19 protein-coding genes are annotated in these 21,211 nt (G+C 66.1%); 9 read left to right on the forward strand and 10 right to left on the reverse strand.

Going from position 1 to position 21,211, the window contains the following annotated elements:
- The first annotated feature begins 53 nt into the window (after window positions 1-53).
- The 6 genes from RHOOR87_RS0101440 (at window position 54) to pilH (ending at window position 7,945) form a co-directional block, all read left to right on the forward strand.
- Complete coding sequence (locus tag RHOOR87_RS0101440) at window positions 54-2,894, forward strand: 2-oxoglutarate dehydrogenase E1 component (RefSeq protein WP_027484011.1); 2,841 nt, start codon at window positions 54-56, stop codon at window positions 2,892-2,894.
- An 84-nt stretch (window positions 2,895-2,978) separates the two neighbouring features.
- Window positions 2,979-4,166: a 2-oxoglutarate dehydrogenase complex dihydrolipoyllysine-residue succinyltransferase gene (gene odhB, locus RHOOR87_RS0101445; protein ID WP_027484012.1), complete on the forward strand. Its 1,188-nt coding sequence runs from the start codon at window positions 2,979-2,981 to the stop codon at window positions 4,164-4,166.
- Between the two features lie 97 nt (window positions 4,167-4,263).
- The gene (gene lpdA, locus RHOOR87_RS0101450) at window positions 4,264-5,688 is read left to right on the forward strand and encodes a dihydrolipoyl dehydrogenase (RefSeq protein WP_007513262.1); all 1,425 of its coding nucleotides are present in this window, start codon (window positions 4,264-4,266) and stop codon (window positions 5,686-5,688) included.
- Between the two features lie 205 nt (window positions 5,689-5,893).
- Window positions 5,894-6,490, forward strand: coding sequence for a TIGR00730 family Rossman fold protein (locus RHOOR87_RS0101455; protein ID WP_027484013.1), 597 nt, complete (start codon window positions 5,894-5,896; stop codon window positions 6,488-6,490).
- A 22-nt stretch (window positions 6,491-6,512) separates the two neighbouring features.
- Entirely contained in the window at window positions 6,513-7,511 is a 999-nt protein-coding gene (locus tag RHOOR87_RS0101460; protein ID WP_027484014.1) for a YhdH/YhfP family quinone oxidoreductase, read from the forward strand.
- Window positions 7,512-7,579: 68 nt separating this feature from the next.
- Window positions 7,580-7,945, forward strand: a complete 366-nt coding sequence (pilH, locus tag RHOOR87_RS0101465) for a twitching motility response regulator PilH (protein ID WP_007513255.1) — start codon at window positions 7,580-7,582, stop codon at window positions 7,943-7,945.
- Window positions 7,946-8,014: 69 nt separating this feature from the next.
- Here pilH and RHOOR87_RS0101470 read toward each other — a convergent pair whose 3' ends face one another.
- Window positions 8,015-8,908, reverse strand: a complete 894-nt coding sequence (locus RHOOR87_RS0101470; RefSeq protein ID WP_027484015.1) for a DnaJ C-terminal domain-containing protein — start codon at window positions 8,906-8,908, stop codon at window positions 8,015-8,017.
- Window positions 8,909-9,003: 95 nt separating this feature from the next.
- The gene (locus RHOOR87_RS0101475) at window positions 9,004-9,462 is read right to left on the reverse strand and encodes an Hsp20/alpha crystallin family protein (protein WP_027484016.1); all 459 of its coding nucleotides are present in this window, start codon (window positions 9,460-9,462) and stop codon (window positions 9,004-9,006) included.
- Window positions 9,463-9,603: 141 nt separating this feature from the next.
- Between RHOOR87_RS0101475 and RHOOR87_RS0101480 the strand changes: the two genes are divergently transcribed.
- From RHOOR87_RS0101480 to RHOOR87_RS0101490, 3 genes are all read left to right on the forward strand, one after another.
- Entirely contained in the window at window positions 9,604-10,086 is a 483-nt protein-coding gene (locus RHOOR87_RS0101480; RefSeq protein WP_007513250.1) for a peroxiredoxin, read from the forward strand.
- Between the two features lie 145 nt (window positions 10,087-10,231).
- Complete coding sequence (locus RHOOR87_RS0101485; protein WP_027484017.1) at window positions 10,232-10,663, forward strand: hypothetical protein; 432 nt, start codon at window positions 10,232-10,234, stop codon at window positions 10,661-10,663.
- A gap of 3 nt (window positions 10,664-10,666) precedes the next feature.
- Window positions 10,667-10,891 (forward strand): helix-turn-helix domain-containing protein, encoded by a 225-nt coding sequence (locus tag RHOOR87_RS0101490; RefSeq protein WP_015447424.1) that lies wholly within the window; start codon window positions 10,667-10,669, stop codon window positions 10,889-10,891.
- Window positions 10,892-10,989: 98 nt separating this feature from the next.
- On the opposite strand, the gene gyrA is transcribed toward RHOOR87_RS0101490, so the two are convergent.
- The 8 genes from gyrA to rbfA form a co-directional block, all read right to left on the reverse strand.
- Window positions 10,990-13,563, reverse strand: a complete 2,574-nt coding sequence (gene gyrA / locus RHOOR87_RS0101495) for a DNA gyrase subunit A (RefSeq protein WP_027484018.1) — start codon at window positions 13,561-13,563, stop codon at window positions 10,990-10,992.
- Between the two features lie 265 nt (window positions 13,564-13,828).
- Entirely contained in the window at window positions 13,829-14,848 is a 1,020-nt protein-coding gene (gene mtnA / locus RHOOR87_RS0101500; RefSeq protein WP_015447422.1) for an S-methyl-5-thioribose-1-phosphate isomerase, read from the reverse strand.
- Between the two features lie 52 nt (window positions 14,849-14,900).
- Complete coding sequence (locus tag RHOOR87_RS0101505; RefSeq protein WP_027484019.1) at window positions 14,901-15,968, reverse strand: class III poly(R)-hydroxyalkanoic acid synthase subunit PhaC; 1,068 nt, start codon at window positions 15,966-15,968, stop codon at window positions 14,901-14,903.
- Window positions 15,969-15,980: 12 nt separating this feature from the next.
- Complete coding sequence (locus RHOOR87_RS0101510; RefSeq protein WP_007513238.1) at window positions 15,981-17,012, reverse strand: poly(R)-hydroxyalkanoic acid synthase subunit PhaE; 1,032 nt, start codon at window positions 17,010-17,012, stop codon at window positions 15,981-15,983.
- A gap of 123 nt (window positions 17,013-17,135) precedes the next feature.
- Entirely contained in the window at window positions 17,136-19,241 is a 2,106-nt protein-coding gene (gene pnp / locus RHOOR87_RS0101515; protein ID WP_027484020.1) for a polyribonucleotide nucleotidyltransferase, read from the reverse strand.
- Window positions 19,242-19,338: 97 nt separating this feature from the next.
- Window positions 19,339-19,608 carry a 30S ribosomal protein S15 gene (gene rpsO / locus RHOOR87_RS0101520; protein ID WP_007513234.1) on the reverse strand — a complete coding sequence of 90 codons (270 nt, stop codon included), beginning with the start codon at window positions 19,606-19,608 and terminating at the stop codon, window positions 19,339-19,341.
- Window positions 19,609-19,775: 167 nt separating this feature from the next.
- Window positions 19,776-20,702, reverse strand: coding sequence for a tRNA pseudouridine(55) synthase TruB (gene truB, locus RHOOR87_RS0101525; RefSeq protein WP_027484021.1), 927 nt, complete (start codon window positions 20,700-20,702; stop codon window positions 19,776-19,778).
- Between the two features lie 29 nt (window positions 20,703-20,731).
- Window positions 20,732-21,115 (reverse strand): 30S ribosome-binding factor RbfA, encoded by a 384-nt coding sequence (gene rbfA / locus RHOOR87_RS0101530; protein WP_007513229.1) that lies wholly within the window; start codon window positions 21,113-21,115, stop codon window positions 20,732-20,734.
- Window positions 21,116-21,211 lie beyond the last annotated feature (96 nt).

Here is a 21,211-nt window from a genome sequence, read left to right on the forward strand (position 1 = left end):
ACCTCAAAGGTCACGCGGATGGCCGCAAGCATCCCTTCCCTGCCGGTGGTGACGTGACTACAAACCTGATCCGCGAGTTCTTCGAATCCTCCCAACTCGCTGGCGGCAACGCCGATTACGTTGAATCGCTTTACGACGCCTGGCTGGCCGACGCCTCGTCGGTGCCGGCCGAATGGGCCAACTACTTTGCCTCCTTCAAGGGTCGCGAATCGGGTGACGTCTCCCACGCCGCGGCGATCGCGCGCATCGAGGCGGCGCAGAAGCAGCGCCACAACGGCGCCGCCGCCGCGCCGGTCAGCGATGAGCACGCGCGCAAGCAGGCCGGTGTGCTGCGCCTGCTCACCGCCTACCGTTCGCGCGGCCACCTCGCCGCCGAGCTCGACCCGCTCGGCCTGACCGAGAAGATGCCGGCGCCGGATCTCGGCCTCGCCTTCCACGGCCTCTCCGATGCCGACCTCGACACCGAATTCGACACCGGCAACTACGCCGGCGGCGGCCAGCGCCTGAAATTGCGCGAGCTGCTGAGCCACCTGCAGAAGACCTACGCCAGCACCATCGGCGCCGAGTTCATGCACATCAGCAACCACGAGCAGCGCAACTGGATCTACAGCCGGCTCGAACAGGCCGCCGGCCGCAGTGATCTGGACAAGCCCGGCAAGCAGCGCGTGCTGGACGGCCTCACCGCCGCCGAGGGCCTGGAGCGTTATCTCCACACCAAGTACGTCGGCCAGAAGCGCTTCTCGCTGGAAGGCGGCGACAGCCTGATCCCGATGCTCGACGACGTGGTGCGCGCCGCCGGCGACAACGGCATCAAGGAGCTGGTGATCGGCATGGCCCACCGCGGCCGCCTCAACGTGCTGGTCAACATCCTGGGCAAGCCGCCGAAGACCCTGTTCGACGAGTTCGAGGGCCGCTTCGACCACCCGGACGATCCAGCCCACTCCGGCGACGTGAAGTACCACATGGGCTTCTCCGCCGACGTCAAGACGCCCAGGGGCGGCGTGCACGTGGCGCTGGCGTTCAACCCCTCGCACCTGGAGATCGTCAATCCGGTGGTGAGCGGCTCGGTGCATGCGCGCCAGACCCGCCGCCGCGACACCGCGCACACGCAGTCGATGGCCGTGCTGATCCACGGCGACGCCGCGCTGGCCGGCCAGGGCGTGAACATGGAACTGTTCAACATGTCGCAGGCGCGCGGCTTCAGGATCGGCGGCAGCCTGCACATCGTCATCAACAACCAGGTCGGCTTCACCACCTCCAACCCGCAGGACGCGCGCTCCACCATGTACTGCACCGACCTGGCCAAGATGGTCAACGCGCCGGTGCTGCACGTGAACGGCGACGACCCGGAAGCGGTGATCCTGGTGACCCGGCTTGCCTATGAGTTCCGCAAGACGTTCCGCAAGGACGTGGTGATCGACCTGGTCTGCTACCGCCGCCACGGCCACAACGAGGCCGACGAGCCAGCCGCCACGCAACCGGTGATGTACCAGATCATCAAGAAGCGCCCGACCGCACGCGACCTGTACCAGCAACAGCTGGTGAAGGAAGGCGTGCTGGCCGAGGGCGAGGCGACCAAGCAGCTCAACGCCTACCGCGAGCGGCTGGAAGCCGGCGCCCCAATGACCGAGCTGGACCCGGCGCCGGTGCGCGACGGCCACGTCGACTGGGCCCGCTTCCTCGGCGGCAAGCTGTCCACGCCGACCGACACCACGGTGCCGAAGCCGAAGCTGCTGGAGCTGGCCGGCAAGATCCTCGCCGTGCCCGCAGGCCTCACCCTGCAGGCCCGCGTGGCGAAGATCTACGACGACCGTCGCAAGATGGCCGCGGGCGAACTGCCGGCCGACTGGGGCTTCGCCGAGAACCTGGCCTACGCCACCCTGGTCGAGGCCGGCCACGACATGCGCCTGGTCGGCCAGGATTCCGGCCGCGGCACGTTCTTCCACCGCCACGCCGTGCTGCACGACCAGAAGGACGGCCATACCTACATGCCGCTGGCCACCGTGCGCGCGGGCGCCGACGTCGAGGTGATCGACTCGCTGCTCAGCGAAGAGGCGGTGATGGCGTTCGAGTACGGCCACTCCACCACCGACCCCGACACGCTCAACATCTGGGAAGCGCAGTTCGGCGACTTCGCCAACGGCGCGCAGGTGGTGATCGACCAGTTCATCAGCTCCGGCGAGGCGAAGTGGAACCGCCTGTGCGGCCTGGTGCTGCTGCTGCCGCACGGCTACGAAGGCCAGGGCCCAGAGCATTCCTCCGCCCGCCTCGAGCGCTTCCTGCAGCTGTGCGCGATGGACAACATGCAGGTCTGCGTACCGACCACGCCGGCGCAGGATTTCCACATGATCCGCCGGCAGATGCTGCGTGCCGCGCGCAAACCGCTGATCGTGATGACGCCGAAATCGCTGCTGCGCCACAAGCTGGCGGTGTCCACGCTGGACGAGCTGGCCAATGGCAGCTTCCAGCTGGTGATCGGCGAGCATCGCGCGCTGGCCGCGAAGAAGGTCAAGCGCGTGGTGCTGTGCTCCGGCAAGGTCTACTACGACTTGCTGGAGGAAGCCGAGAAGCGCGGGCTGGCCGACGTGGCGATCGTGCGCGTCGAGCAGTTGTACCCGTTCCCGCGCGGGGAAGTGACGGCCGAACTGGACAAGTATCCTTCCGCCAAGGAAGTGATCTGGTGCCAGGAGGAGCCGATGAACCAGGGCGCCTGGTTCCAGATCCGCCACCACCTGCAAGCCTGCATCGGAGCCAGGCACAGCCTCTCCTACGCGGGGCGTGCGCGCTCGCCGGCGCCGGCCGCCGGCCACCACAACACCCACGTCGCGGAACAGACCGCGCTCGTCGAACAGGCGCTGGCCGCCCCGGTGGGCACCGACCACGCCGCGGAATAAAGCAGCTTCCCTGAACAATGCGGCCAGGATGGCCGCTTCTTGATCTCCGCGATCATGGATGAGCGCACCAACTCAAGGATTCCCATGTCCATCGAACTCAAAGTCCCCGTCCTGCCCGAGTCCGTCTCCGACGCCACTATCGCCAGTTGGCACAAGCAGGCCGGCGACGCGGTGAAGCGCGACGAGAACCTGGTCGACCTCGAAACCGACAAGGTGGTGCTGGAAGTACCCTCGCCGGTCGACGGCGTGCTGAAGGAAATCCGCCACCAGGTCGGCGACACGGTGAACAGCGAGCAGATCATCGCGATCATCGAGGAAGGCGCCGTGGCCGCCGCGCCGGCACCGGCGCCGGCAGCCGCCGCCCCGGCTCCCGCCCCCGCCGCGCCGAAAACCGCCGCCGCCGCGCTTTCGCCGGCTGCGCAGCGTGTCGCCACCGAGAACAAGGTCGACACCTCCGCCATCGCCGGCACCGGCCGCGACGGCCGCATCATCAAGGAAGACGTGGTCAACGCCGGCGCCCGCCCCGCCGCGGCTCCTGCCGCCGCGCCGGCCGCGAAGCCGACCCCGGGCGCGCGTCCGGAAGAGCGCGTGCCGATGACCCGCATGCGCGCGCGCATCGCCGAGCGCCTGATGCAGTCGAAGAACTCGATCGCCATGCTCACCTCGTTCAACGAGGTGAACCTGGGCGAAGTGTCGAAGATGCGCAAGACGCTGGGCGAGGCGTTCCAGAAGGAGCACGGCATCAAGCTCGGTTTCATGAGCTTCTTCGTCAAGGCCGCCGCCGAGGCGCTGAAGCGCTACCCGTTCGTCAATGCGTCGGTCGACGGCAACGACGTGATCTACCACGGCTACCAGGACATCTCGATCGCGGTGTCGACCGACAAGGGTCTGGTCACGCCGGTGCTGCGCGACGTGCAGGACATGAGCTTCGCCGACGTCGAGAAAGGCATCGCCGACTACGCCGTCAAGGCGCGCGCGAACAAGCTGTCGCTGGACGACCTGCAGGGCGGTACCTTCACCATCACCAACGGCGGCACCTTCGGCTCGCTGCTGTCCACGCCGATCGTCAACCCGCCGCAGAGCGCGATCCTCGGCATGCACACGATCAAGGAACGCCCGATCGTCGAGAACGGCCAGATCATCGCCGCGCCGATGATGTACATCGCGCTCAGCTACGACCACCGCATCATCGACGGCAAGGACGCGGTGCTGTTCCTGGTCGACATCAAGAACCAGCTCGAAAATCCGCAGCGGATGTTGCTGGGTCTCTAATGACGCGGGAACGGGGAACAGGGAACGGGGAATGGCAAAAGCCTTCTCTGTTCCCCGTTCCCCGTTCCCTGTTCCCGCTTTCAAGGACACCAAAACCATGAGCGACAAATTCGACGTCATCGTCATCGGTGCCGGTCCGGCCGGCTATGTGGCCGCGATCCGCGCCGCGCAGCTGGGCCTGAAGGCTGCCTGCGTGGACGACTTCAGTGGCAAGGACGGCAAGCAGGCGTTGGGCGGCACCTGCCTCAACGTGGGCTGCATCCCGTCCAAGGCGCTGCTGGATTCCTCGCGCCAGTACTGGAACATCGCGCACAACCTGCCGGTGCACGGCATCAGCGTGGAAGGCGCCAAGGTCGACATGGCCACCTTCATCGGCCGCAAGGACAAGATCGTCAAGCAGTTCACCGGCGGCATCGGCCAGCTGTTCAAGGCCAACAAGGTCGCCGCGTTCCACGGCAAGGGCAAGCTGCTGAAGGGTAACAGCGTGGAGATCACCGCGACCGACGGTTCCAGGCAGACCCTCAGCGCCACCAACGTGATCCTCGCCTCCGGCTCGGTGCCGATCGAGCTGCCGTTTGCCAAGTTCGACGGCAAGGCGATCGTCGACAACGCCGGCGCGCTGGACTTCGCCGAGGTGCCGAAGCGCCTGGGCGTGATCGGCGCCGGCGTGATCGGCCTGGAGCTCGGCAGCGTGTGGCGCCGCATGGGCGCCGAGGTCACCATCATCGAGGCGCTGCCGGAGTTTCTCGCCGCCGCCGACGCCGACATCGCCAAGGTCGCCGCCAAGGAATTCGCCAAGCAGGGCCTGTCGATCAAGCTCAACGCCAAGCTCAACAAGGCCGAGGCAAAAAAGGATGGCGTGCACCTCACCTACACCGACAAGGATGGCGAGCAGCAGCTGGTGGTCGACAAGCTGCTGGTGGCCGTGGGCCGCCGCGCCTACACCGCCGGCCTGCTGGCAGAGGACACCGGCGTGAAGCTGGACGAGCGCGGCCGCATCGTGGTCGACGAACACAACCACACCGGTGTCGATGGCGTGTGGGCGATCGGTGACGCCGTGCGCGGCCCGATGCTGGCGCACAAGGGCTCCGAGGAAGGTATCGCCGTAGCCGAGTGGATCGCCGGCAAGGCCGGCCACGTCAACTTCGACACGATCCCGTGGGTGATCTACACCGAGCCGGAAATCGCCTGGGCCGGCAAGACCGAAAAGGAACTGAAGGACGCCGGCATCCCGTACAAGGTCGGCACCTTCCCGTTCGCCGCGATCGGCCGCGCCGTCGCGATGAACGAAGCCATCGGCCAGGTGAAGATGCTCGCGCACGCCGACACCGACCGCATTCTCGGCGTGCACATGGTCGGCCCGGGCGTCTCCGAGCTGATCGCCGAGTGCGTGGTAGCGATGGAGTTCAAGGGCTCCTCCGAGGACCTGGCGCGCATCGTCCACGCCCACCCGACCCTGTCCGAGGCCGTGCACGAGGCCGCGTTGTCGGTCGACAAGCGCGCCATCCACAAGGGCAATTGAGCGCAGGATGCGCTCATCCCGGACAGCACAAGAATGTGCGCCGATCCGGGATCCACGCGGCCCGCTCATGGCAACACTGGCGGGCCGTTTGCTTTTCCCGTCGTCATTCCGGCGAAAGCCGGAATCCAGTGCCTTTGCCGTCGCCGCATAAGACACTGGGTCCCAGCTTTCGCTGGGATGACGTCCCGAGACTTTCGGTGCCCGCATGCCCCAACCCACCGCCATCTGCGTCTACTGCGGCTCCAGCAGTGGCCGGCATCCCGAATACGCTGAACAGGCGTGCGCCTTCGGTGCCGAGATGGCCCGACGCGGCATCGCGCTGGTCTACGGCGGCGGCAAGGTCGGCCTGATGGGCGTGGTGGCCGACGCGGTACTCGCCGGCGGCGGCAAGGTGATCGGGGTGATTCCGCGCCAGCTGGTGGAGCTGGAGGTGGCGCACCCGGGCCTGAGCGAGCTGGTGGTCGTGGAGACCATGCACCAGCGCAAGACGCGCATGTACGAGCTGTCCGACGCCTTCGTCGCCCTGCCCGGCGGCTTCGGCACGATGGACGAGATGTTCGAGATGCTGACCTGGGCCCAGCTTGGCCTGCACCGCTACCCCTGCGCCTTTCTCGACGTGCGCGGCTACTACCGTGACCTGCGCACGATGATGGAACACATGGTCGACGAACACTTCGTGCGCCCCGAACAGCGCGACAGCATCTGGTTTGGCGACGACGCCTCCGTGCTGTTCGACTGGATGCAGAGCTATCAAGGCAGCTACATTCCCAAGTGGATCGACACCAGCAGCGTCAGCACCTGAGCGGCTGGCGAGGGACATCGAGATGACCAGCTTTCGCGCATTCCGCATCCGCCACGACGACGCCGGTTACCGCGCCGGCGTCGAAACCATGGACGCCGCCGCGCTGTCGCCCGGCGAAGTGCTGGTCAAGGTTGCCTATTCCTCGGTGAACTACAAGGACGCGCTGGCCGGCACCGGCAAGGGCCGGATCCTGCGCACCTATCCGCTCAACGGCGGCATCGACGTGGCCGGTCACGTGGTCGCCTCGACCGACCCCACCTTCAGGGAAGGCGACGCGGTGCTGTGCACCGGCAGCGGCCTGTCCGAGACACGCGACGGCGGCTACGGCGAATACGCGCGCCTCGACGCGCGCTGGACGATTCCGCTGCCGCCGGGCCTGAGCCTGCGCGAGAGCATGATCCTCGGCACCGCCGGCTTCACCGCCGCACTGGCCCTGCTGCACATGCAGGACAACCGGCAAACGCCGGCGCTCGGCCCGATCGCGGTAACCGGCGCCAGCGGCGGCGTCGGTCAACTGGCGATCGACATCTTCAGTCGCGCCGGTTACGAAGTACATGCGATCAGCGGCAAGGCGGACCACTTCGACTTCCTGCGCAGCCTCGGCGCCACGGACTGCATCGACCGCCACCAGCTCGCCTTCAGCGGCAAGCCGATGGACTCTGCCCGCTTCGGCGGTGCGCTGGACAACGTCGGCGGCGGCATGCTCGGCGGCCTGCTGCCGCTCATCGCGCCGTACGGCAACGTGGCGATCTGCGGCAACGCCGGCGGCATCGCATTCGACAGCACGGTGATGCCGTTCATCATCCGTGGCGTGAGCCTGCTCGGCATCGCTTCGGCCGGCACCGCCCGCGAGCTGCGCGACAGGGTCTGGCAGCTACTTGCCGGCGACTGGAAGCCGCGGCAGCTGGAACGCATCGTCACGCGCGAAGCGGGCCTCGACGAACTGCCCGGAGTGTTTGCGCGCATGCTCGCCGGCGACTCGTTCGGGCGCACCCTGGTGCGTATCGAAGGCACGCTTTGACGAAGCCATGCTTGGAAGTAGCATCACCACGGCTTAGAATCAACGAAACTCGCAGGGACTATCACCTTATGGCACGCATCCTGATCGTCGACGACTCCCCGTCGCAATTGCTGGGTATCAAGCGGATCGTCGAGAAACTCGGGCACGAGACCCTTTCGGCCGAGGACGGCGCCGCGGGCGTGGAAGTGGCCAAGGCGGAAAAGCCCGATCTGATCCTGATGGACGTGGTCATGCCGAACCTCAACGGTTTCCAGGCAACCCGCACGATCAGCAAGAACGCCGATACCGCGCACATCCCGATCATCCTGGTCACCACCAAGGACCAGGAAACCGACAAGGTCTGGGGTATGCGCCAGGGTGCCAAGGCCTACGTGACCAAGCCGATCAAGGAAGAGGAGCTGCTCAAGGCGCTGCAGGAGTTCCTGCCGGGCTGATCCGCACCGAATCGGGTTCACGAAAACGGCGCCTGCAGGCGCCGTTTTCGTTTGCGCCGTCCGCACGGCTCAGCGGCGCGGATCGAAGTGCTTGAACGCCTCGTGCAACGCCTCGTAAGCCGTCCGCTGCTGGTCGTTCTCCGCCGTCGGCGCACGAATCGACAGCTCCACCAGCTGGTCGCCCGGATTCGCGCCGGGCATCCCGCGCCCCTTCAGGCGCAGCTTGCGTCCCGACTGCGAGCCGGCCGGAATGCGCAGGTCGACCGCCCCGGCCAGCGTCGGCACCGGCACGGTGGCGCCCAGCGCCGCTTCCCATGGCGTGATCGGCAGCACGTGCACCACGTTGCGGCCCTCCAGACGGAAACGCGCATCGTCGCGGATGCCTACTTCCAGCAGCAGGTCGCCGCTCGGCCCGCCGGCCATGCCGGCCTGGCCCTGGCCGGACAGGCGGATCACCTGGCCCGGCTGGATGCCGGCCGGAATCTTCACTTCCAGCACGCGCTCGCCGCCGGCGGAGTCATGCATCGACAGCCGCGTGCGGCCGCCGTCGAACGCGGTTTGCAGGTCGATCTGCACCGAGGCCTGCACGTCGCGGCCGCGACGCGCCCGCGGCGGCCCCCGATGCCCCTGGGCCGCCCCGCGACCGAACAGGCTCTCGAAGAAATCGCTGAAGTCGCCGTCGTCGCCGCCGAAACCCTGCTGACCCTGCCAACCCGGGGGCGGGCGGAACTGCTCGCCCTGCCGATAGCCGCCGGCCCGCAGCTGGTCGTAGGAGCGCCGTTTCTCGGCATCCTTGAGTACTTCGTTGGCCTCGTTGACTGCCTTGAATTTTTCCTCGGCGCCGGCTTCCTTGTTCTTGTCCGGGTGATATTTGCGCGCCAGCTTGCGATACGCGGCCTTGATCTCGGCCTCGCTGGCGTCGGGCTTCACGCCCAGGATCTCGTAATAATCTTTGAATTCCACGCACCACTCCGCCGATTCGATTTCCTGCACACGCGACGACCCGTCGCGGATCATCGTCCGCGGCGGGTCGCCTGCGCAACACTCGCGGAAATGCCTCAGCTGCCGGTATTGATGGTGATGCGGCGCGGCGTGGTCTCGACCTTCTTCGGGATGACGATCTCCAGCACGCCATCCTTGCCATGGGCGGTGACGCCGTCCGCATCGGCACTGTCGGGCAGCGCGAAGCGGCGATGGAACAGTCCGTGCGAGCGCTCCAGGCGAGTGAACTTGCCGTTCTGCTCAGTGTTCTCCACGGTGCGCTCGCCCTTGATGGTGAGGATGCCCTTCTCCATGCTCACCTCGATCCTGCCGGGCTCCACGCCCGGAACATCCGCATAGATCACGAAGCGCTTGTCCTCTTCCTTGATGTCCACGCGCGGCGCCCACTGGCTGGTCACCACGTTGGACTGGTCCGTCTCGGCCGGGTTGCCCAGCAGGCGATCGAACGCCTCGCGGATGTCGCCGACGTTGGCCATGCTTGCCGGGTTCCACGGAAAGTTGCGACTCAGATTCATGTTCGTATCTCCTCGTCGGTGGGAAATTGCGGCTCACTGCCGCCTGCCCGGGAAATGGGTTTGCATGGCCCTCGATTCAAGGCGACAAGCTTCATCCCGCGGCGCTAGCATGGCGGAATCGCCAACGAAGGAAGCCCCCCCATGACCATCCAGATCGGTCAGCCGCTGCCAGATGTCGAGCTGTCGACGGTCGGCGAAAATATCCACCCCTGCCGCACCGGCGAGTTGTTTGCCGGAAGCCGCGTGGTGCTGTTCGCCGTCCCCGGTGCCTTCACGCCGACCTGCTCCAACCGGCACCTTCCCGGCTACGTCGAACGCTACGCCGACTTCCACGAAGCCGGGGTGAAGGTGATGTGCCTGGCGGTCAACGATGCCTATGTGATGCAAGCATGGGCTCTCGCCCAGCAAGTTCCCCCGGGCCTGCTGATGCTGGCCGACGGCAACGCCAGCTTCACCCGCGCGCTGGGGCTGGAACTGGACGGCACCGCCTTCGGCATGGGCCTGCGCGCGCGGCGTTTTGCACTGTACGCGGAAGACGGCGTGGTGCGCCTGTTGCAGGTGGAGGCGCCCGGCGAGCTGCGCGCCTCCACGGCCGAGGCGATGCTGGCGGCGATCCGCCGGTAACTTTGCCGATGCCCCCTGGTGCACAGACGAGCAGCGCCGGGATAAAGTCGCTTAAATGAATGTAACCTATAGGTTGCTTTATGGAACTGATAGGTTATATGTTCACCCCGAGCACAATGACTCGAAAACCGCCGGGAGAAGCGACATGCAGCACACGGATAATCAGACAGACAAGCTGGTAAGGAACGAGCGCCGCGGAGTGTGGCTCGCCCTGATCGTCGTCCTCGTTCTGGCCTCGACGCTCATGCTTGGCAGCGATACCAGGCGCGCGCTACTTCAGGCACTGGCCATCGCCATCGTATTCGCCATCATCTGGCTGGGCCAGCAACGGACGCGCGGCATGAAAAACGCCATCCGGGAAAGACGCGATGCTGTCATGCGTGATGAATTGCGGCAGTCGGCGATCACCCACGCCTGCAAGTGGGCGTTTTTCACCGTACTGGGAGCGCTGGCGTCATTCTGCTTCCTGAGCGTACTGGTGACCATCAGCGTGCCCGGTCAGCTGGTGGCGGCACTGGTCATTGCGCTTGCGGCGACCGCCTTCCTCGCGGTTTTCCTGCTGCTCGACCGGGGTTGATCCATGCATGAAGAGCGACTGGCGAACCGTCTGAAAATCCTGCGCGCGGAAAAAGACTTGACCCAGAACGCATTGGCCGACCTGATCGGAACCACGCGCAAATCGATCAATGCAATCGAAATGGAGCGGATGGTTCCATCGACCTTGCTCGCACTCAAACTGGCACGTGCGCTGGACACCCCGGTCGAGCAGTTGTTCTTTCTGACGAAACCGCATGGCCGGACTTGACGATCGTCGGCCGGAATGGAATGGGCCCCGCGACACCCTCCGCCCAGAGAAAAACCCCGGCGTGCCGGGGTTTTTCTCGTTTCAGGCGTGGCTTGGATTCACTCGTTGGCGGCCGAAGGCTCGACGACCTCGGCATCCTCGCCGTTGTCCTCTTCCGCATCCAGCCGCATCACGCTGACCAGCGTTTCGTCCGCAGGCAGCCGGATCAGGGTGACGCCCTGGGTATTGCGGCCGAGCTGCGAGACCTCGGCCACGCGGGTACGCACCAGGGTGCCCTGGTCGGAAATCAGCATCAGCTCGTGCGCCTCGGTGACCTGCACCGCGGCAACCAGCGCGCCGTTGCGCTCGGAGCACTGGATGCCGATCACGCCCTGGGTGCCACGCCCCTTCTTGGCGAACTCGGCCAGCTCGGTACGCTTGCCGTAACCGCGTGCAGTAGCCGTGAGGATGTCGCCTTCCGCCGCGACGATCAGCGACACCACCTCGGCGCCGCCAACCAGCTTCATGCCGCGCACGCCGGTGGCCGTGCGCCCCATCGAGCGCACGGTGTTCTCGTCGAAGCGGTTGACCTTGCCGTTGGAGGCGAACAGCAGGATGTCGCTGTTGCCGTCGGTGAGCTCCACGTTGACCAGCGCATCGCCCTCGTCGAGCTTGATCGCCTGCTTGCCCTTCTGCAGCTGATAGGCGAACTCGGTCAGCGGCGTCTTCTTGACCGTGCCGTGACGGGTAGCGAAGAACACGTAACGGTCGTCGCTATATTCGCGCACCGGCAGCACTGCCTGCACCTTTTCGCCCTCGCCCAGCGGCAGCAGGTTGATGATCGGCTTGCCGCGCGCGCCCGGGCCTGCCTCCGGGATCTGGTAGACCTTGAGCCAGTAGACGCGGCCGGTGCTGGTGAAGGTGAGCAGCGTGTCGTGCGTGTTGACCACCCACAGCTGCTCGACCACGTCCTCGTCCTTCAGCGCCGAGGCCGAGCGACCCTTGCCGCCGCGCCTCTGGGCGCGATACGTGCTGGCCGGCTGGCGCTTGACGTAGCCGGTGTGCGACAGCGTGACCACCATGTCCTCCGGCGCAATCAGGTCGAGGACGTTGAGGTCTTCCTGCGAATGCTGGATCTCGGTGCGCCGCGCATCGCCGAACTCCGCCTTGACCGCCTCCAGTTCCTCGCGGATCACTTCGAGCAGGCGGTTCGGGTTCTCCAGGATCTCGATCAGGCCGCGGATGGTCTCCAGGATCTGCCGGTACTCGTCGGAGAGCTTTTCCTGTTCCAGCCCGGTGAGGCGGTGCAGCCGCATCGCCAGGATTTCCAGCGCCTGCGCCTCGGACAGCTGATAGCCGTCGTCTTTCAACCCGTCGCGCGGATCCATGTCTTCCGGGCGCGATGCGTCGGCGCCGGTGGCGGACAGCAGGGCCCGCACCAGGCCCGCTTCCCAGCGCCGCGCCACCATGCGCTCACGTGCCTCCGCCGGCGACGACGAGGTCTTGATCAACTCGATCATCTCGTCGATGTTCGCCAGCGCGACGGTGAGGCCTTCCAGGATGTGCGCACGGGCGCGCGCCTTGCGCAGGTCGAAAATGGTGCGGCGGGTGACCACCTCGCGCCGATGGCGGATGAACGCCTCGAGGATGTCCTTGAGGTTGAGCAGCTTCGGCTGGCCGTCCAGCAGGGCCACCATGTTGATGCCGAACGTTACCTGCAGCTGGGTCTGCTGGAACAGGTTGTTCAGCACCACGTCGCCCATCGCGTCCTTGCGGATCTCGATGACGACGCGCATGCCGTCCTTGTCGGACTCGTCGCGCAGTTCGCTGATGCCTTCGAGCTTCTTCTCCTTGACCAGCTCGGCGATTTTCTCGATCAGCCGCGCCTTGTTCACCTGGTACGGCAGCTCGTGGACGATGATCGTCTCGCGGCCATTCGACTCGGTCTCGATCTCGGCCTTCGCGCGCACCAGGATGCGGCCGCGACCGGTGCGGTACGCCTCGATGATGCCGGAAGAACCGTTGATGATGCCGTGGGTCGGGAAGTCCGGGCCCGGGATGTAGTGCATCAACTCGTCGATCGAGAGCGTGGGCTCGTCGATCAACGCGATCGTCGCCGCGATCACCTCGTTGAGGTTGTGCGGCGGGATGTTGGTGGCCATGCCGACCGCGATGCCGGCCGAACCGTTCACCAGCAGGTTCGGCACGCGCGTGGGCAGCACCAGCGGTTCGTGCTCGCTTTCGTCGTAGTTCGGGCCGAAGTCGACGGTTTCCTTGTCGATGTCGGCCAGCAGCTCGTGGGTGAGCCGCGACATGCGCACTTCGGTGTAGCGCATCGCCGCGGCGCTGTCGCCGTCGACCGAACCGAAGTTGCCCTGGCCGTCGACCAGCAGGTAGCGCAGCGAGAACGGCTGCGCCATGCGCACGATCGCATCGTATACCGACTGGTCGCCATGCGGATGGTATTTGCCGATGACGTCACCGACCACGCGGGCCGACTTCTTGTACGGCTTGTTCCATACGTTGCCGAGTTCGTTCATCGCGAACAGTACGCGGCGATGCACGGGTTTCAGGCCGTCACGCACATCCGGGAGTGCGCGGCCCACGATCACGCTCATGGCGTAATCGAGGTAGCTCTGGCGCATCTCGTCTTCGATGTTGACGCGAATCACTTCTTTGGCGAGCTCTGCCATCAATCGGCTTCCCTGATAACGAAAAAAGGGTGCTGGCACCGCGCCTCAAGCGCATGCGCCATGCGACCCGAAATCAACCTTGAAAGTATAGCATGGGCGACATCAAAAAGACAGGATTTAACCCTTTAGAATCAGATATTTATATCGACGCCTTCACACTCCCGCGACCATCCGCGCAGACTGTCGACAAATTGAGCAGCCACGCTTCCGCCACGCTTGCCGGCGACGCGCCCCCAGCCGCTAAAAAACATCCAGTCCGGCAGGCTCAGCAGCCGAACATGGCCTGCATGGCGATACTGTTCGGCCGCTCGATCACGCCGCGCTCGGTGACAATGGCGTCGATCAGTTCCGCCGGCGCCACGTCGAACACCGGGTTCCACGCCTGCGCTCCTTCGACCACGGTGCGGCGGCCGCCGGTGCTGAGCAGTTCGGCCGGGTCGCGCAGTTCGATCTCGATTTCCTCACCGCTGCCGGTGGCCATGTCGACGGTGGAAGACGGCGCCACCACCATGAACTTCACGCCGTGGTACTTCGCCGCGATTGCCAGCTGGTAGGTGCCGATCTTGTTCGCGGTATCGCCGTTCGCGGCGATCCGGTCAGCGCCGACGATCACCCATTGCACCGCACCGGACTTCATCAGATGCGCGGCGGCGGAATCGGCGATCAGCTGTGCCGGGATGCCGTCGCGCACCAGTTCCCACATGGTCAGTCGGGCACCCTGTTGCCACGGCCGGGTTTCGCCGGCGTAGACGCGCGCGATCCGCCCCGCCGCCACGCCGGCACGAATCACGCCAAGTGCAGTGCCGTAGCCGGCCGTGGCCAGCGAGCCAGTATTGCAATGGGTCAGCACGCCCGAACCGGTCGAGATCAGCGCGGCTCCCAGTTCGCCCATCCGGCGGTTCGCGGCAAGGTCTTCATTCTGGATCGCCTGCGCCTCGCGCAGCAGTGCGCCGGCATCGGCACCGGCCGCGATGCGTTTCTTCATCCGGTCCAGCGCCCACATCAGGTTCACCGCGGTGGGACGCGCGGCGCGCAGCATGGCCAGCACCGGCTCCAGCGGTGCGCCTTGCTGCGCCGCCATCGCCACGCCCCACGCCGCGGCAATGCCGATCGCCGGTGCGCCGCGCACGGCCAGGTCGCGAATGGCCTGGGTGACCTGCGCGGCGTCGCGGCAGTCGATCCAGCGTTCCTCACCGGGCAGCAGGCGCTGGTCGAGCAGGCGCAGGTGGTCGCCCTGCCACTGCACGGCGCGGATGGAGTCGTGGGTTTCGGCGGCGATGATCATCCGGCCATTATCGCCCGTCGTGCACGCCTTGCGCACGACGGACGAGGGCGATTCAGTCGCGCTGGCGCAGCCACTGGTGGATCGCCGGCGGCACTTCGCGCTGCGCGCGGCTGGACACGTAGATGCCGATGTGGCCGCCCTTGAACGCGAGCTGGGTGTAGTCGGCGGTGCCGACGTGCTTGCCCAGTGCGCGTGAGGCATCCGGCGGCACCAGGTGGTCCTGCTCGGCGAAGATGTTCAGCACCGGCTGGGTGATCAGCCCCAAGTCCACCGTCCGGCCGCCGATCTGGAGCGTGCCCTTGACCAGCTTGTTGCCCTGGTAGAAATCCTTGATGAACTGGCGGAACGCTTCGCCAGCCTGATCGGGCGAGTCGAAGATCCAGCGCTCCATGCGCAGGAAGTTCTCCAGCTCGACCGGATTGTCGAGGATGTCGACCATGCCGATGTACTTCTGCTGGTTCAGCCGCAGCGGCTTCAGGGTCAGATAGACATAGTTCATCAGCCCGGCAGGGATGTTGCCCATGGTGTCGACGAACAGGTCCACGTCCATGCGGCGGCACCAGTGCGACAGCATGTTGTCCGGCGTGTGGAAATCCACCGGGGTGACCATGGTGATCAGGTTCTTCACCTTGTCCGGGTGCAGCGCGGTGTAGCACAGCGAGAACGCACCGCCCTGGCAGATGCCCAGCAGGTTGATCGCCTCCAGGCCGTGACGCGTGCGCACCGCATCGACGCAGCGGTCGAGATAGCCGTTGATGTAGTCGTCCAGGGTCAGCCAGCGGTCCGCGCCGTCGGGATAGCCCCAGTCGATCAGGTAGACGTCCTCACCCTGCTCCAGCAGGTTGCGCACCATCGAGCGGTCGGCCTGCAGGTCGGTCATCCACACCGTGTTGACCAGCGCGTAGACGATCAGCAACGGGGTCTTCGCCGTCGCCTTGCCGAGGCCGGTGAAGTGCCACACCTTCAGCTTGTCCTCGCTGTAGACCAGCTCGCGCGGAGTGTTGGCGTACTCGGGCTCGTGCATGTTGCGCAGGTTCGCCATGCCGGCGGTGAGCTTGCGCTGGAACGTGGCGATGTCGGCCAGTACTTTGGCCGGGTCGATGCGCATCGGCGTCTGCATGACGAGCCTCCTTTACTTGCGCTTGCGCGGGCTGGGAACGGCTGCGGCGGCAGGTTTGCGGACCGCTTTTGCCGACGTCTTCCTTGCCGCCGCCGCGGCCTTCGAGGGCGCGGCCTTGCTCGTCGCCGGCGCTGCGGCTTGGCCGCCGGCCAGCTGGCGTTTCAGCGCCGCCAGTTCCCGGCGCAGCGCCACGATCTCGTCGTCACGGTCGACGGACGCACCGGCACGACTGGCGCGGAACTCACGGCGCAAGGCCTGCAGCCGCTCGCCGAGGCTGGACACCTCGCTGCGCGTCGGCACGCCGAGCTGCTGGCACAGCTGTTCAGTCTGCTGCTGTTGCAACTGGCGCACGCGCATCTGCGTGTTGACCATCTCGCCGTAGACCTCGCGGAACTCGTCGGACAACGCGATCTCGGCATAGGCCTCTTCCGAGGCATCCACCCACAAGTCGTACAGCCCCTTCAGCGAGTCGATCTGGCGGCCCGGTTCGGCCAGCTTGTCCTGCAGGCGCTGCATGCCTTGCGTGTTGGCGCGCTGGATCAGTTCCTGGTAGCGGACGGATGCCCGCATCGACTCCAGCAAGGCCGTGGCCAGCGCCTGCTGCTGCATCTGCTGCTCGCGATTCAGGCCGAACGCCGGTGTCGGCCCGCGCATGCCCGGCAGGTCGCCGAAACCGGCGGGGCGGGCTGCCTGCAGCCAGGACTGCCATTGCCGCATGAAGCCTTCCGCACCGGCGCTGTCGATGCCGCCGAACGCCTGCGCAAACGGCTGCTGGGCGCCGCCGAACATCTGCTGCAGTTGCTGGCGCCAGTCGCTGCCGGGCGACGGAGCCGCGCTGCCGGCAGCGGCCGCCTGCATCCAGTCGAAGTAGCCCTTCAGGCCAGCCAGCGTGCGTTCCACCATGTCGTTGCCGGCGACCGGCGCCGGCGGTGGCGCAAACGGATTGGCGGCGGGCTGCTGCTGGAACTGGCGCGCCCAGGCATCCCACGACTGCTGTGCCAGCGCCTGGTAATCCCTGATGAAATCGTTTGCCGGGTCGACCATCGGTGCATTCTCCTGCAAGATCCATCCATCCTAGCAAAAGCGTGTTGCACAAAATCACCGGCGCCGAAACGTACAAGGCCCGGCATCGGCCGGGCCTTGCGGAACCGCCTTGTCCGGGACAATTCAGACGCCGGCGCGCTCTTCCTCGGTCACCGCCTTCATCGACAGGCGGATGCGGCCCTGCTTGTCCACTTCGAGCACCTTGACCTTGACGATGTCGCCTTCCTTCAGCTTGTCGGATACCTTCTCGACACGCTCGTCGGAGATCTGCGACACGTGCACCAGGCCATCCTTGCCCGGCATGATCGTGACGAAGGCGCCGAAGTCCATCAGCTTGGCCACCTTGCCTTCGTAGATGCGGCCCGGTTCGACGTCGGAGACGATCTGCTCGATGCGCTTCCTGGCGGTTTCACCCGCGTCGCGATTGACCGAACCGATGATGATGGTGCCGTCGTCGCTGATGTCGATGGTGGTGCCGGTCTCCTCGGTGATCGAGCGGATGGTGGCGCCGCCCTTGCCGATCACTTCGCGGATCTTGTCCGGGTGGATCTTGATGGTGATCAGGCGCGGGGCGTACTCGCTCATTTCCGCGCGGGCGGTGCTGATCGCCTTGTTCATCTCGCCGAGGATATGCAGGCGACCGCGCTTGGCCTGGGCCAGCGCCACCTTCATGATCTCCTCGGTGATGCCGTCGATCTTGATGTCCATCTGCAACGCGGAAATGCCCTCGGCGCTGCCGGCCACCTTGAAGTCCATGTCGCCGAGGTGATCCTCGTCGCCCAGGATGTCCGAAAGCACGACGAAGTCGCCGCCTTCCTTGACCAGGCCCATCGCGATGCCGGCCACCGGCGCCTTCAGTGGCACGCCGGCATCCATCATTGCCAGCGAGGAGCCGCACACCGAGGCCATCGACGAGGAGCCGTTGGACTCGGTGATTTCCGAGACCACGCGCAGCACGTACGGGAACGCCTCGATGCTCGGCTTCACCGCCTGCACGCCGCGCTTGGCGAGGCGGCCGTGGCCGATCTCGCGACGCTTCGGCGCACCGAAGCGGCCGGCCTCGCCCACCGAGAACGGCGGAAAGTTGTAATGGAACAGGAACGGATCCTTCGACTCGCCGCCGGGCGCGTCGATGATCTGCGCGTCGCGCGTGGTACCCAGCGTGACCACGACCAGCGCCTGCGTCTCGCCGCGGGTGAACAGCGCTGAGCCATGCGTGCGCGGCAGCACACCGACGCGGGCGGTGATCGCGCGCACGTCGTCCAGCTGGCGGCCGTCGATGCGTACCTTGGTCTTCAGCACGCTGTCGCGCAGGGTGTGGTATTCGAGTTCCTCGAATTCCTTGGCCATCGCGGCGGCGGACCAGCCGTTCTCTTCGGCCTGCGCCTTGAGCCCGGCCAGTACATCGGCCTTGATCGCGGAGATCGCGTCGCGACGCTCCAGCTTGTCGCGCACCTGGAACGCGGCGGCCAGCTGATCGCCGACAGCGCCCTTGACGGCGGCAACCAGCGATTCGTTGCGGGCCGGTGCCTGCCATTCCCACGACGGCTTGCCGGCCTCGGTGGCCAGCTCGGCGATCGCGCGGATCGCGGTCTGCATCTGCTGATGGCCGAACATCACCGCGCCGAGCATCACGTCCTCGGACAGCAGCTGCGCTTCGGATTCCACCATCAGCACGGCGCCGGCGGTACCGGCGACGACCAGGTCCAACTGGGAGGTCTTCAGTTCGGTGGCCGACGGGTTCAGCAGGTACTTGCCATCGGCGTAACCGACGCGGGCGGCGCCGATCGGGCCCTTGAACGGGATGCCGGCCAGGCTCAGCGCGGCGGAAGCACCGAGCAGCGCCGGGATGTCGCCGTCGACCTCGGGGTTGAGCGAGACGACCTGCGCGATGACCTGCACTTCGTTCTTGAAATCTTCCGGGAACAGCGGACGCACCGGACGATCGATCAGGCGCGAGGTGAGCGTCTCCTTCTCGGTCGGACGGCCCTCGCGCTTGAAGAAGCCGCCCGGAATGCGGCCGGCGGAATAGAACTTCTCCACGTAGTCGACGGTGAGCGGGAAGAAGTCCTGGCCTTCCTTCTGCTTGGCGGCGGCCACGGCGGTGACCAGCACCACCGTGCCTCCCATGCTGACCATCACCGCACCGGATGCCTGGCGGGCAATTTCGCCCGTCTCCAGTGTGACTTCGTGATTACCGTACTGGAATGACTTGGTTACTTTTGCCACGTTGGAATTCCTGAGTTTTATATGAGAGTGCGACCAAGGATGGCCGCTTCTTGATCTCAGCGTTCACGGACGAACGCACAAACTACTCCCGCACGAATTACCGACGCAGGCCGAGGCGTTCGATCAGGGTCTGATAGCGCGCAAGATCGCGATCCTTCAGATAGCTGAGCAGGCGCTTGCGCTGGTTGACCAGTTTCAGCAGGCCACGACGGGAATGGTGATCCTGCTTGTGTTCCTTGAAGTGGCCGGTGAGGTGGTCGATGCGGGCGGACAGCAGGGCCACCTGGACTTCGGTCGAGCCGGTGTCGTTCGGCACGCGGCCGAAATCAGCGATGATCTTGCCGGTTTGTTCTGCGGTAAGAGACATGAGGTATACGTTTCCTTGAAAGGCGATGCGAAGCTTGCGCTTGCATCATCGCAATGACGCAAGCGCAAGCTTCGCCTAGTTGAGTGAAAGCGTTGAAATAACTTGCCTATTCTACTGATGGGAGCGGTGTTTCAACAAGAGCGCGGCGGCTCATCGAAGCAAATCGGTCAGTCTGGCGGCAGGTTGAAGCCGCGCACGATGCGCGCACGTCCTCCGGCATCGGCTTCCAGCAGCGCCAGCAGTGCGCCATCGCTGGCATACGCCACGCAGCGCCCGACTTCCGGCAGGCCCGGCAGCGCGATCTGCTGGCCGCGCGAGATGGCCATGCTCTGCGTCTCATCGAGCCGCAATACCGGCAGATCGGACAAGCCGGCGGAAACCGGCAGCAACCAGGCCAGCAAGGCCTCGTCGCCCTGTTCCGCCGCCTGCTCCAGTTGTGCCAGGGTCACCATTTGCGGCTCGCGGAACGGCTCTACCCAGATCCGGCGCAGCGCGGTCAGATGGGCGCCGCAACCCAGGTCCTCGCCCAGATCCACCGCCAGCGAGCGGACGTAGGTACCCGAGCCGCACTCCACCAGCAACTGCAGCGTGTCGCCGTCGCGCGCCAGCAGCTCCAGCCGGTATACCTCCACCTCGCGCGGCGGCACCTCCACGGTTTCGCCACGGCGCGCCTTCGCATACAACCGCTCGCCGCCCTGCTTCAACGCGGAGTACATCGGCGGCACCTGCAGGATACGCCCGCGCAGCTCGACCAGCGCCGCCTCGATCGCGGCAGCACCGAGCTGCGGCACCGGGCGTTGCCGAACGACCTCGCCCTCGCTGTCGGCTGTCTCCGTGGTGACGCCGAGCCGGCACTCGGCCAGATAGGCCTTGCGCGCCCCCAGCAGGCTGCCGGCCAGCTTGGTCGCCTCGCCGAAGCACAGCGGCAGCAGGCCGGTGGCCAGCGGATCGAGCGCGCCGGTATGGCCGCCCTTGGACGCGCGCAGCAGCCGCCGCACGGCTTGCAGCGCCTGGTTGGAGCTCAGGCCCCGGGGCTTGTCGAGCAGCACGATGCCATGCAGGTCGCGGAACTGGATGCGCGGCGGGCGGCTCATCGGCTCGGCGGGACCCCGTACTGACCGGTTCAATCGTGCTTGTCGCCGCCCGGCGGCGCCAGGTCGCGCGCCTGCTGGCGCAGCAGCGATTCGATGCGCTCGCCCTTGTCGACCGAGTCGTCGTACTTGAACTTCAGCTCGGGCACCCGGCGCATGCGCATGCCGCTGTGTGCCAGCGCATGCCGGATCTCGTGGCTCAGCTCGTTGAGCGCCTTCACCGCGGGCAACCCCTGTTCGGGCAGCATCGTGGTCACCCATACCGTGGCCCAATCCAGGTCACGGGTGATTTCCACGTCGCACACGCTGGTCGACGGCAAGCCGTGATCGCGTACGGCCGCGTGCACCAGCAAGCCGAGCTCACGGCGCAGTTCGGCACCAATGCGGTCGGTACGTTTGAAATCACGGGAGGGCATGAAAAACTCCGAAGGACAATCTTCCTTCTCCCCTCGGGAGAAGGTGCCCCGAAGGGGCGGATGAGGGTTCCCGACCTGAGTGAACTCTGCATCGGG

Source organism: Rhodanobacter sp. OR87 (assembly GCF_000473345.1).
Taxonomy (GTDB): domain Bacteria; phylum Pseudomonadota; class Gammaproteobacteria; order Xanthomonadales; family Rhodanobacteraceae; genus Rhodanobacter; species Rhodanobacter denitrificans.

Coding starts and splice junctions, on each gene's coding strand:
- RHOOR87_RS0101455 (WP_027484013.1), top strand. CDS start 5,894: ATGCCCCAACCCACCGCCATCTGCGTCTACTGCGGCTCCAGCAGTGGC.
- rbfA (WP_007513229.1), bottom strand. CDS start 21,115: ATGCCCTCCCGTGATTTCAAACGTACCGACCGCATTGGTGCCGAACTG.
- odhB (WP_027484012.1), top strand. CDS start 2,979: ATGTCCATCGAACTCAAAGTCCCCGTCCTGCCCGAGTCCGTCTCCGAC.
- RHOOR87_RS0101460 (WP_027484014.1), top strand. CDS start 6,513: ATGACCAGCTTTCGCGCATTCCGCATCCGCCACGACGACGCCGGTTAC.
- RHOOR87_RS0101490 (WP_015447424.1), top strand. CDS start 10,667: ATGCATGAAGAGCGACTGGCGAACCGTCTGAAAATCCTGCGCGCGGAA.
- RHOOR87_RS0101475 (WP_027484016.1), bottom strand. CDS start 9,462: ATGAATCTGAGTCGCAACTTTCCGTGGAACCCGGCAAGCATGGCCAAC.
- mtnA (WP_015447422.1), bottom strand. CDS start 14,848: ATGATCATCGCCGCCGAAACCCACGACTCCATCCGCGCCGTGCAGTGG.
- RHOOR87_RS0101480 (WP_007513250.1), top strand. CDS start 9,604: ATGACCATCCAGATCGGTCAGCCGCTGCCAGATGTCGAGCTGTCGACG.
- RHOOR87_RS0101510 (WP_007513238.1), bottom strand. CDS start 17,012: ATGGTCGACCCGGCAAACGATTTCATCAGGGATTACCAGGCGCTGGCA.
- gyrA (WP_027484018.1), bottom strand. CDS start 13,563: ATGGCAGAGCTCGCCAAAGAAGTGATTCGCGTCAACATCGAAGACGAG.
- RHOOR87_RS0101485 (WP_027484017.1), top strand. CDS start 10,232: ATGCAGCACACGGATAATCAGACAGACAAGCTGGTAAGGAACGAGCGC.
- RHOOR87_RS0101505 (WP_027484019.1), bottom strand. CDS start 15,968: ATGCAGACGCCGATGCGCATCGACCCGGCCAAAGTACTGGCCGACATC.
- truB (WP_027484021.1), bottom strand. CDS start 20,702: ATGAGCCGCCCGCCGCGCATCCAGTTCCGCGACCTGCATGGCATCGTG.
- rpsO (WP_007513234.1), bottom strand. CDS start 19,608: ATGTCTCTTACCGCAGAACAAACCGGCAAGATCATCGCTGATTTCGGC.
- pilH (WP_007513255.1), top strand. CDS start 7,580: ATGGCACGCATCCTGATCGTCGACGACTCCCCGTCGCAATTGCTGGGT.
- lpdA (WP_007513262.1), top strand. CDS start 4,264: ATGAGCGACAAATTCGACGTCATCGTCATCGGTGCCGGTCCGGCCGGC.